Origin of the sequence: Imperialibacter sp., from assembly GCF_048007035.1 — a bacterium.
Taxonomy (GTDB): Bacteria; Bacteroidota; Bacteroidia; order Cytophagales; family Cyclobacteriaceae; genus Imperialibacter.
In genome coordinates this window covers 5,158,023-5,170,968 of record NZ_CP180355.1, presented here as the reverse complement: position 1 = coordinate 5,170,968, position 12,946 = coordinate 5,158,023, and the positions used below count along the sequence as shown (strand labels likewise).

Sequence of the window (12,946 nt, the reverse complement as noted above, 5' to 3'; positions counted from 1 at the left end):
CAGATTTTTTAGTGACTAAATACAACTTGCTGGCTTGGGAATACCGGCTATACGAGAGGCCTTTTTGAGCGGGCCTTCCGGAAACAGGGCATAGAATTCTTTGATATCCACTACTCCTGATTTACCAACTCTGCGGATAGACAACGCTGTGCCGTTATCCTGCTCCTTTCTCAAATAATTAAGCACTTCAAAATGGCGGTCAGTCAGTTCAATGCCCTCTTCAAGAGCAATACCACGTGCTATTTCCTTGTCCCACTGGTTCATATCTAACAAGTAACCTTGTTCATTCACTTCTACGGGACGGTTTGCAATTACAGCTTCCATGATCTTTTTGGTTTTATGATGATTATACAGTTTCTAATTTTTCTTCCTCCAGCTCTTTTCCTGCTTTTTGCATCTGAGCAGTAATGAAAGGAATGCTATGCCCTTTCATCAACATGTTCCAGTAAACCCAGCGGAATCCTAGTTTCCCCCAATGGTTGACTTTGTTTTCCTTGAGGAGCTTCATCGGGCCGACGCCAGCGAAAGGAAAATTTCCTGGAACTGGCTGAGTCGTATAGTTGAAGTCTATCAGCATGGCCTTGCCATAGCCTGTTTCCACAAAGCAGTTAGCGTGGCCATCGAAGTCCTCTTTAAGCGGCTCGCCTTCTATATACCTCAGGATATTGTCGGTGAGTACCTCAGCCTGGAAGTGGGCAACAGAGCCCGCTTTTGACGCCGGCACATTGGTTGCATCGCCAATTACAAACACATTCTCAAAATTGCTGGATTGTAGCGTGTGTTTATTTGTTGGTACAAAATTGAGGTCATCGCCCATGCCAGACCTGGCAATCACTTCGTCGCCCATGTTGGTGGGGATAGTTACCAGAAGATCGAAATGCACTTCTTTGTCATCCCAGGATACAATCTTTTTATTTTCGTTGTCTACCTTGGCTATGGCAAAGTCGGGCACAATGTTGATGCCTTTTTCTTCCAGCAAATGGCCTAGCTTTGAAGACGCCACCGGCTTTGTGAAGGCACCGTCGAGCGGTGTCACATAGTAAATATTCACCTTGTCTCTGATACCCTTTTCGTGGAAATACCAATCGGCAAGAAAGGCAAACTCAAGGGGTGCCACCGGGCATTTAATGGGCATTTCTGTAATATGAATGACCATATCCCCACCCTTCCAGTCACGTAGTTTGTCACGTAAGTTGCGGGATCCTTCGAAGGTATAAAAGTCGAAGACAGACTTATACCATTCGCTGCCCAGCATCCCTTCTACTTCACCAGGTGCAGTCTGTGACCCCGTGGCAACAATCAATAAGTCATAAGGAAGAACGGTGCCGTCTGCCAGTAACACCTGATTATTCTCGGGATTGATGATGTCAATGGCTTTTTGAATATAGTTGACACTTGAAGGCAAATAGTCTGTTCTTTCTCTGTATACATCCTGTTCCTTGTAAACATCGAAAGGAAGAAACAAGAAACCAGGTTGGTAATAATGCTTATCGAACTGGTCCACAATCGTGATGTTCCAACTCTTTAAAGGCATTTTCTTTGAGAGGTGATTAGCCATCATTGTACCTGCGGACCCTGCGCCGAGTATGAGAAGATTTTTCATGACTTGCTCTTTTTTGGTGGTCAGTGATGCTAAGGTACTCCCCACAAATCCATGATGTCCTGACCTTTGTCAGTCGGGAATATGACATTTGTGTGAGGCTGGCAAAGAGAGGTGGGGTGCTGGGAAAAAAGGTACCAAGGTAAAAAAAATAGCAGTTTGTATTTCTCCAAAGCTGCCCCGCTTGTTAGCTGCACACCAAAAAAAGTTCTGCTACATTAGCCGTTAAACAGCGTGCTGCTTATTATCAGCAACCATCATCAGCATGTTGCTCACCTGGCAATAAACATAAACTCGCTTCCCTGGTCGTCTGCACCAAAGGAGCCAAACCTTGGTGTGGTTTGCAGTTTCTGCATGTAAACATTCACCTCGGAAATGGTCAACAGCCTGTCTCCGCCGCCGCTTGTCTTCAGTGCCTCTAGCATCCTCACAGCAAAAGGCGAATGACTGCCGGGAGTGCCGTCGGGTACATACTCCTTGCTCCCACTGGTGAGGTACTTCCTGGTTCGCAGCGATAGCTTCTTGACGATGAATTCGGAGTTATCCATTTCCTCGTAAATACTTCTTGATGAGGCCAGCACCGGATCGAAAGTACCCCCAAAGCACACATCCATCACCAGCATAATGTGCTGACACTTCACATTGTCAATAATGTTTCTGAGTCGGCTGTGGCTGATATAGCTATTCTTACCCGGGTCGTTGGCCATTGAGTTGCGTGCCACCACAAATCCTTCACCGAAGGTTTCGTCGTACTGCCCGTGGCCTGCGAAAAACACAAGAAGCTGATCCTGCGGTTTGTAGCTCTTCTGGGCATATTCTCTCAACGTATTGAAAACCAGGTCCTGGCTCGCATTCTCAACAATCCTTACCTCAAAACCATACCGCTCTTCCAGCTCCTTGCCTATCGCTTTTGCATCATAAATTGGGTTGGTGAGGTCGCTCCAGTTGTCGTACTTGTCTGTAGCAAACAGCACAGCATAGTCTTTTCTGTCAATGGCAATGGCGTCTTTCAGTGCATCCATGCCCACAATAACCGACCGGTCGTCCGACACAATGCCTCCATCCACATTCTCCGCAGTGATCCTCACATAGTTCTGGCCATCACCCAGGTACATGTTCTTTTCAAATTCCGCTGAAGTCGGGCTTAGCAATGGAATATCCATCGTGGCCATAGGTTCATCTTCCAGCGAAGTGAGAACCGAAAGCGTCACCCTTTTCAAAGGTACTTTGCTGCTCACATTGGCTTTGATATCTACCTTGTTTTCCTCACTATTCGTATACTCCAGGCGTGGCAGCACCCAATTGACTTCCGGCAACACCGTTGCCTTGATGGGCTTCGTAAAATCCAGCGATACTTTGTTGGTTCTGTCAACCACCACCTGGCCATTAACTTGCGCTGCAGCAAAAAGAATGAATCCAACTACAGCCAAAATTTGCTTTATCTTCCTCATCGCAGAATTAGTTTTTTGTAAAGTGGTGCCCTGTTGTTGTCGTTAAAGCTCAGTCGATAAAAGAACATGCCACTAACAGATCTCTTTTGCTGGCTTCCTATGTCCCAAATAAACTCATACACTCCTGGCCGATATTTCCCACAGGCTAAAGTCGTGATCCGGTTTCCGTTCATATCAAACACCGACAAATCGATGTCAACCAGCTCATTAGCGTCACCTGGCAGCAGTATGGGGATCATCGTCTGTGTGCTGGCGGGGTTAGGATACGCATCGCCCAGCAATAACTGGTGAGGGATGACCTGATCGCCGCCGGAAACGAAGTAGACCTCAAACTTAAAGTCGCCTTTGCTGAGGTCTACGGTGCGGCTATCTGTGGTTTTCATGTCCACCAGCTTGCCACTTTGCTGGTCGAGCAGGTAGAGACCGGAGGCTTTGTTTTGCAAAGCCTCCATGTCCCAGGTCAGGTTGGTTGGTCCTACTACTTTGTTTGATGATAAGGTAAAGCTCCAGGTGTGGTCGCCTTTGGTGGGCACGACGTCAGTGGAGAAGTAAGGATAAAAATAGTCGGTATGTGTGGTGTACATCTCACTATAGTTGATAAAGCGGGGCGGTGCCATGCCGTCGAACTTATCCTTTAGCTCTTCGGCATCAGGGTGCATTCCCACGCCGCCTAACGCCGTAGTGGTTTGTCCATCGCTTAGTTGTAGCGGGAAGAGCCAGGCCATCTCGTCGATATCAGTACCTTCGATCCTGCCGCTACCAGCCAGCACTCTACCATTGGGCTTGGAGGCAATGGGGTCGATGTCCACCGAAGTGGCTTCTTCGGCGAAGACAAAGCCACCGGAGAATGGCTGAACAACGTCTCCAATGACCAGGGCAGTACCATTAAAAACCCGGATGGGGTCAATCCCTGTTTTGTCTGGATTATCCGCTAATACCTGATCCCAGGAGATCGCAATTATGTATGGATTACCAACGAGATTCCAGCCTTTGGCTAAAGGCTTATTGAACGGTATTTTTGCGCTAGTTTGGCCCGCACCAACATTCACGGCCACTTGTTTTTTCGCATTAAACCAGTAGGCTTCTCCTATGCTTACTTGCCCGGTATTGAAGTTAACGTAGTCATTGGAGTTATTCCTGTAACGAACGATGCGCCAGTCAAACTCATGCCTTGATTGGTCAAGATCAGCAAAAATGCTACTGACTGATTTATTATCCAGGTCATACGGAATACTGAAAAGGTTCCAGGAAAGGGCTGTCCCTCCAAAGCGTTCAAATGGAATGGGTGGGCTTGCTACTTCATTAAAATAAACAGCTATACTTCCAGACCGAGACTGCTTATTGTTTTTTATGTCGGAAGCCAATATTTCAAAATCAACTCCCATTTCATCCAACATATCGGGGCTAATACTGAACTGATAGATACCTGGAGTAACTTCAGCCAAGGAGGTCGATACAAAGTCTAAATCAAGAATTCCCTTGTGAGATGCAGTGACTTCGTAGGGTAGCGCTCCACCGGTAACGACTATATTAATTGTTTGAGTTGTATTCCCGTCTTGTTTAGCGTTAAAGGTTAAACTGCCAAGAGATAAGGCACCAGTATTTTGCCCTTCAACCAAAATTATAAATGTGAATTCAGCCGAGGCAACTCCATCCGAAGCGGTAACACTAACATCATTTGATCCAATATTAGCTGAACCAGGGGTCCATGTAAAAACACCGGAAGTCTCTCCAATCGTCATTCCTTTTGACAAGGAAGCTTCATCCAAGTAAAAACTTAAGACCTGCACAGGCACATCCCCATCAGTGGCCGAGATCGTAAATGATAACACAATTCCATTGCCTATACTTTTATCAGTGAATTCACTTATGACAGGAGGTATATTTACTTCATTCACTGTTATTTTATAGGTAATTGAAGCACTTAGTTTCCCGTCAGAAACGACTACAACAACTTCATGCAAACCGTTTTGAGTTTCACTGGGTGTCCAGGCAAGCTCACCGGTAACTGCGTCTATTCTCATCCCCTTATCTATCGACTTTTGGTCGATGCTGAAATTGAGTGACTGGCTGGGTAAATCCACATCTGAGGCAGCAAACACAACCGAAAAGAGAGCAAGTTCATTAATTTCCTTATCTGGCAAAGCGGCGAAAAAAGGCGCTGTATTTACATTTGCAACTGTAATTTCTACTACTTCAGTATCGGTCGATACACCATCGGTGACTGTCACCGTCACCTCATGAATACCATCCTGGCTTTCAGAAGGCGTCCAGTCAAACACGCCAGTTTGAGCGTTAATGACCATCCCTTTATCCAGCGAAGTTTGGTCAATTTGATAGGATAATGACTGTTGCGGGACGTCAGTATCTGTAGCAACAGCAGTGAATTGAAGCGCCACTAACTCGTCGATATTTTGAGCACCAATTGTGCTGAGCACCGGATTTGAGTTGACATCGGTAACGACAACGGAAAAGGTAGTTGTAGATGAAACGACACCGTCAGATACGGATAGCAAAACTTCGTGGGTTCCATCCTGCACTTCAGTCGGAGTCCACGAGAAAGCACCAGTTGACGCTCCAATGACCATCCCAGCGTCGATCGAAACCTGATCGAGACTAAATGTCAATATTTGCGCTGGTAGATCTGCATCAGACGACGATATCAAAAACTCCAATGGTACAAGCTCTGCTATTGCTTTTGCCTCAATGGCCGCAATTACAGGTGAAATATTCACCTCATTTACCGTCACACTAAAAGAAGTGGATTGGATAGCTTGCCCATCAGACACGTTGACTTGCACCATATGACTTCCATTTTGAGACTCGCCTGGCGTCCAGGTATAGACACCGGTTGATGTATCTATGGTCATCCCTTTGTCAATTGATTCTTGATTCAAAGAAAAACTAATACCCTGGGTCGGAATGTCTGTATCCGAAGCACTGGCAGTCAGTGTAAGTTCTACAAGTTCATCTACACTTTGTCCAGCGATTGCACCTACTATGGGCAATGTGTTAACTTCATTCACAGTAATACCTACAAGTTCAGTGTCAATATCATCTCCATCCGATACAGAAACAACCACATTGTGTACGCCATCCTGAGACTCATTGGGTGTCCAGCTAAACACGCCTGTGGTAGGGTTGATAGTCATACCTTTGTCGATAGAGGTCTGATTGATACTATAGGTTAATGACTGAGCAGGTAAGTCGGCATCAGTTGCCAAAACAGTAAAACCAAGCGGCGATTGTTCATCGATAAATTTAACTCCGATGGTATTCAATATCGGCGCCTGATTTGCTGCAACTGTTACGACCCAGGGCTGACTGGTGATACCATCTTCTGCAGTTACGGTATAAGTAACAGGAGAACTAAAGTTGGTGGATGTTGCTGTAGCTGGATTAGCCATTGCACCCGGTGAAAGAGTAAAAGCAGGAACAAATGGTGAGGAAAGATCTGGCGAAGAAACAATAACTTTTATTGTATGGGCGGTATTATCAAACTGTGCATCGTCCATTTCCTCAGGAATACTAAAAGATAAGATATCAGTGGCAGTATTCACCACATGCACTGTCCAGTCCTGAATGGCAATACCATCTTCTGCAGTTACAGTATAAACAATGTCCTGAGAAAAATCATTTGACGTGGTTCCACTAGCTTGAACAATCCCTCCTATGCTTGTAGTTGCATTAAATGACAAGTCAAAAGTTGCCACATGATTAACGGAAATGTCAGCAAAAGCAGTTATTGAATGGGCCGCATTGTTAATAACTGCCTGTCCCACCTGTCCGTCCAGAGAAAATGCAGTAAAAGATCGTGCTGTGTCTAGTCCAATAGACACTTCAACCACCCAGTCGTCCACTGTGATGCCATCTTCAGCGGCAATCGCATAAGTTACTGCATTATAAAAATTATTAACTGACACGCCGCTTGACTGTGTTACATTGGCCACCTTGGCACTTGCCCCATATGCGAGACCAAAAGTTGCGATCAAATTGGTAACCGTTGTGCCTTTATAAACTTCAATATTTACGGTTCTCGCATCGGCGTCGATAACAGCTGGCGTCTTTTGCTTTTCAAACGAATAGGTGACTATACTCGTATTTTTGTTCAGATTTTCATACCAGTCCACTTTATCCCCGTTAAAAGCAGCAGCAAGGATATCGACATCACCGTCGTTATCAACATCGGCAACATGGACAGACTGTGTGTTGTCGGAAACAGAGGATAATAACAATTCACTATATACCATGGATCCGTTGTTGACAAACAGCGCAACTTTGTCATCACTTTGGCTACCGGCTATCACGTCATAGTCACCATCTCCTTCAATATCAACGGGGAAAATGGATGAAATACTATTGAGTGAATTGTATGAGACATCATTGTCTGGATACAGGCTATTTCTCCCTGTCCAACTAAGAAATCCCCAAATATTATTGGCAATCAAAAGATCCTTGGTGCCATCCTTGTTCATGTCAATTCCTATAGCGGCAGAAGGATGGCCCCAGGATGATGCTACGGTGTTTTTCGAAAAGTTTTCATCGCCATCGTTGATAAAAGTGAGCACACTTTCAGAATTCCAGGTACTGGTAACGATATCCAGATCTCCATCAAACTCGAAATCTGTTACACTCAAAGATCTTGCACCCTTGGCCTTATCTGTGACAACTCTTTTTGTGAAAAGATTAGTGCCATCATTCTCAAACCAGTAGATACTTCCTTCAGTGTTGTTGGCGGTGACCACATCAATATCACCATCACCATCCATGTCTACAGGGAAAACGTCATTAACACCGGAAACACTGGAAGAAATGATATGTTCTGTAAAGGTCACTACAGGAAGATTACCGTCGTTTTCGAACCATGACACTTTATTTGTTGCAAAACTGGAAGCGACTATATCCATAAAACCATCGTCGTTCATGTCCGTCGGTCTTGCAGCAAAAGCATCGAAAGAGCTAATGATTGATCGTTTTGTGAAAGATCCAGAACCGTCATTTTGGAACCACAGCAGTTCGTCCGCAACGGACAACCCAACGATAATATCTATGTACCCATCATTATTAAGGTCGGCAGATGATGTTGTGAATGGGCCATCAATTGTTGCACCCACGGCAGCAGAAGTGCCCGTGAACGTCCCGCCCTGTTTGGAGTTAATTAGAGTAAAATTATTTATTGCAGTGGATGACCCGGCTGAGTTCGTAACTACTACCTGAGAAAGACCTCCACTCACAACAGGAACTTCCACGACAAGCCGTACGGCAGATGCAGAAATAACTGTAGCAGATTGTCCATCAAAAGTGACCGAATTATTTTCCGAAGTTGGGTCAAAACCACCTCCTGTTAATTCAATCAGCGAACCGGGAGCGGCTATAGCTGGCTCAATTAATGAGACAACTGGCTTCGCTGGCGAAACCACCGTCACCTCCCAAAAACTCTTATTGATACCGTCTTCCGCAAAGATTGTGTAGACTAGTGGAAATGTGAAATCATTGACCGATGTTCCGCTCTGCTGAACACTCGAACCAACTTTCACTTCGGTTCCATTTGAGGTAGCGAAGTATGGTACTATTGTTGTAAAATCGGTACCCACCGGCATGGTTACTTTTACTTTCAAATTCGCTTCGTCAATCGATGTCTTACCAAGTTGCCCCGGTACACTAAATGATTCAAAAATGGAGTTTATATTCAGGTTTTCGTACCAAGCCACACGGCTCAGATTATCTGACGCCGACAAGACGTCCAAATCGCCATCGTTGTCAATATCAGCAGCTGTCACAAACCTACTACGGCCATTTTCAGTGGTAATGACCTGAACACTACCAAACGTTTTGTCGCCATTGTTTTTGATCCAAACGATTTTTTGACCTTGATCCAATGCTCCTAAGATATCAGGATAGCCATCTCCATTGATGTCGGCCACATGAATTTGCAAAACACCGTCCGTAGCCACTCCGCTACTAATTATTTGCTCATTAGTTCCGGTATCGCCAAATAACCCCGATGTTCCGCTACCAATATTTTCGTACCAAACTATTTTGTCGTCATCCTGGGCAGCAGCAACGACATCAAGATCACCATCCTTATCAATGTCTGCTGTATACAATGAATGTGTATACCCTGCAGTAGTCGAAATAATCTGCTGCGCACCAAAGGACAAATTGCCATTGTTTTTATACCAGGCAATTTTATCGTCACTTTGCGAAGCAGATAGAATATCAAGGTCGCCGTCGCCATCCAAATCGGATGCATATACATCCCAGGCACCGTCTGCGACCGACGACACAATATTTTCCGTTCCAAACACTTTACCTGTGCTAATCAGCACTTTACCTCCAGTGCCTTCATAAAAGGCTACTTTATCGTCAGTTTCTGACGATGAAAGCACGTCGTAATCACCATCATTGTCCAGGTCAGCTGCAAAGACTGTGTTTGCTCCTTTTGCGTCTGCATTGATGATATTTTGACTCCCGAATGTTTTATCACCATTATTTTCATACCAGGCTATTTTCTTATCTGATGAAGATGCAGACATCACATCAAGGTCTCCGTCCTGGTCTAGATCAGCCGTAAAAACGGATCTTCCTCCATTGGCGTTTGTTGAAATAATTTGCTGTGCGCCAAAAGTCTTGTCACCATTATTTTCGTACCACGCAATTTTATTATCGTAGTATGATGCCGACAACACATCCATATCTCCATCCCCGTCTATGTCGGCCGCATGAACTGTGGAAGCCGCACTGGCACCATTGAGCGAGATAATTTTTTGTGTACCATCAAACCCCCCGCCTTGCAAGCTATTTAACAAAGTAAAGTTACTGACACTATTAGACGTGCCTGCCGACGTAGCAACAATTACGCTTGCCGTGCCGGGTGTGCCCTCAGGAACAATCACCTTCAATTTCCCAAAAGAGACATAGGTAATTTCTGCTTCAGCGCCGCCTATCGTGACGGAAGGCTGTTGCATCAAGCTACTTCCAAAAATGGTGATCTCTTCCCCAGGCCTGGCAGAAACTGGCTCTATAGTAGTGATACGGGTGGCTAAATTTGAAAATGTCCTTACCGACCTTATATGAGCATAGTCATCTTTAAAGTCGGAGCTTGAATAGCCGTCGTCGAAATTAAAGGAATACGCAAATCCACCGCTAGCTTCGGTCGAACTCCAGTAACCAACGTAACTTGTCGTAGAAAATGCGTCGAAAAAACTTCGGTTATTATATATCAGTTGCAATTCATCTTTTGACGGGAGATACCAATCTGGATAGCCATTTTGCGTGGCTGTAGCTGATGTCGCTGCACCGGTATTCCACTCAGGGTTACCCGCTGCGTAGTCAAGCATTATTTGGGTATTATATGATCCAGTCCCAATACCGCTTAATGTTCCTCCAATTAAATCCTGGTTATAATAACTCGAATAGTCTTGCCCCCAGCTAGTGCCATAGCTGCCATTTGGTGCATCCGATTCCGCGGCAATAAGCCCCCAATTTCCAGAAGGATCCTCATAAATTACTTTTCCTCCCTGATATGATTGACCAATTGTTAATGCAGGAACTGCCGTTACCGTAACGGTCCAGTCCCTTGTCGTGCTACCATCCGCTGCAAGAACTCTATAGGTAACAGGCGACGTAAAATCGTTAGCAGTAACGCCAGTAGTTTGAGCGGTGGTCCCCACTTTTACAGAGGCCCCTGCCGAAGAAAGAAAATTTGCGATAAGGTTAGTAACGTTGGTACCATCCGGTAATGTAATTGCTACGCTGCTACTGGCATCGTCTATCTCTGATCCAAAAACCTGCCCGGGAAATGTAAACTCTACTATCTCAGTGTTTGCATCTTCTTCGATACGCCAATCAAAAAACAACTGTAGATTTTCCCAATAAATATAAATGGTTTCATTGGCAGTCAATGGCACCTTTACTTCTGATTGGAGCCCTGAAAAATCATCACTTTGATACTGCACACTCCCATTGCAAACGCTATAAACTTTTAGTTTTGTATCAACACTTGTCAAGCCAACACTAGAAATCACAACAGTTTCGTCCGCTGGAGCTGTATAAGCATACCAAACGGGCCACGCTCTGTGCCAGCCTTTGTCAATCTGCACGGGATCACTGCAGCTATCTCCGGTTTGTAATCCTCTGGACGTTGTCCAGTTAGATCCCATACCGGTGGCTAATGCAAAATTGTATAGTGTCCCATTATTGGCATTTGCCGTTTTATCTACCAGAGTGGTAACTCCTGTGTTGTCTGCATTAGCTACTCCCTGTTCAAAATCATAGTAAGCAACCAGATTGGCTTCACTGCCGGTAAGCACTTTAAAAAGATTCCCCTGAATCTGTGATTCAGTCCGAATTGTGTTCCAAATTTTTAACTCATCAAGCCTTGCATTCAAGAGATTACAAGCACAGGAAGTTCCCTGGCGGCCGAGTATGAGCGAAGAGCTATTATTATTTACTATCCCGTTATTGACTGACCCTGCAAACTCTCCATTGATGTAAAACGTCGTAGATGTACCCTGATCAACAACTACCGCTACGTGAGTCCAAACACCAGGGGAAATTGTTCCGGTCGATTTTTGCACATCGCCTCCGCCCCCATTGATCCACCACGCCAACTGACCGGTGTTTAAAATGGCAAAAGCATACCCATAATTGCCTTTCATTAAAATATTGCTCCAATTATTACCATCCCAATTCACCCATGCTTCTATGGTTAGGTCGCCTAATGTCAACGAGGAATTATTCGGAATTTCGACGTAGTCATTACTTCCATCAAAATCTAGCGCTTTTCCGAAATCAAAATTTGCCTGGGCGATCAACATATTAATCCCTGTCAAGAGCAGGGTTAATATTAAAGTTGTTTTCTTCATCATCTCGTTGGCGTTATTGGATCCCCAATTTTCTCCTCATCAGCATCTGCCCCACCCAGCGAAACGACATACCCCACTCCGCCCAGCAAAGCCAAACCCAATCCTGCCTTTACTAGGAGAGGCACCTTCCGTTTCACCAGAAAGTTCATCGTATAAACCACCTCATCCTTGTTCCTGCTATCGCTGATTTTGAAGCGGTAGCGCCCGGGTTTCACATCGCTGGGAATGATGATGGTAGTATTGCCCACATTGGGCCGTTCTTCAAAAACTTTGATTTTACTGTCTTCTTCGTAGAGTTCGAAGAGCAGCACATTGTCACCACGTCCGCCTGTCCAGGTGACCTCATAAGGTTTGCCCCGTTTCAGTACTTTGTAGTCATCGAAATTATCAAGGGCAATGAAGGGCACATAGATATTGCCTTTGAGTTCCAGGCTCACATCGCCGGCGAAGGTGTCGCCCAGCTCTTCCCTGGCATTCCAGGTAATCGTTTTGTTGCCGCCCACGGCAAGGTCCACGCCCACATCGCCGCTTACGTGCGCCAATGGCTGTATGAAATTATCGGACGAGGCGTACAGGTAAAGAGAATACTTCCGATCCAGCCGGTCGTCGTTCAGGTTGTACCTTAGCACAACCTTGCCATCAGGCTGTAGCGCCATTTGTGTGATGACCACATCCTGGGCGTGAGTAGTAAAGGCAACCGCCATGAAAATGGTAACGAGAATGGGTACCCACCATGGAGAGGTGGTTGCCCTGAAGACTGACAAATGGGGCGGGCAACAATACCTGGATGACTTGAGAACTTGTTGGAGCATAGCTTTGACGGTGATTATTCAAATACTAGTCCCATAGCTGTTGTCTGCGACGATTCACCTTTGATCAGTGACTATCATCAGACTATCAAAAGTCATCAATAACCAGCACTTTCATTGTCGATTTTGCGTCAAGTGCTGTCAGTTTTGCGTCAAATACGGCATTTTCCACTGAAAACAGAGGTCTCAAGTCGGCAATTTGCCCCTGTAGGCTAGTCC

The 12,946-nt window shown here is 45.3% G+C and carries 5 protein-coding genes; all 5 read right to left on the bottom strand.

The genetic code is table 11. The features are described 5' to 3' along the window. Positions 1-15 precede the first annotated feature (15 nt). Positions 16-324 carry a TusE/DsrC/DsvC family sulfur relay protein gene (locus tag ACMVP2_RS22345; protein ID WP_339786882.1) on the bottom strand — a complete coding sequence of 103 codons (309 nt, stop codon included), beginning with the start codon at positions 322-324 and terminating at the stop codon, positions 16-18. A gap of 22 nt (positions 325-346) precedes the next feature. Then, positions 347-1,603, bottom strand: a complete 1,257-nt coding sequence (locus ACMVP2_RS22340) for an FAD/NAD(P)-binding oxidoreductase (protein ID WP_339786879.1) — start codon at positions 1,601-1,603, stop codon at positions 347-349. Between the two features lie 269 nt (positions 1,604-1,872). Further along, entirely contained in the window at positions 1,873-3,051 is a 1,179-nt protein-coding gene (locus ACMVP2_RS22335; RefSeq protein WP_416865181.1) for a caspase family protein, read from the bottom strand. Then, complete coding sequence (locus ACMVP2_RS22330; RefSeq protein WP_416865180.1) at positions 3,048-11,921, bottom strand: FG-GAP-like repeat-containing protein; 8,874 nt, start codon at positions 11,919-11,921, stop codon at positions 3,048-3,050. The genes ACMVP2_RS22335 and ACMVP2_RS22330 overlap by 4 nt, the downstream gene beginning before the upstream one ends. Then, complete coding sequence (locus ACMVP2_RS22325; RefSeq protein ID WP_339786871.1) at positions 11,918-12,730, bottom strand: hypothetical protein; 813 nt, start codon at positions 12,728-12,730, stop codon at positions 11,918-11,920. Before ACMVP2_RS22325 ends, ACMVP2_RS22330 begins: the two co-directional genes overlap by 4 nt. Between the last annotated feature and the right edge of the window lie 216 nt (positions 12,731-12,946).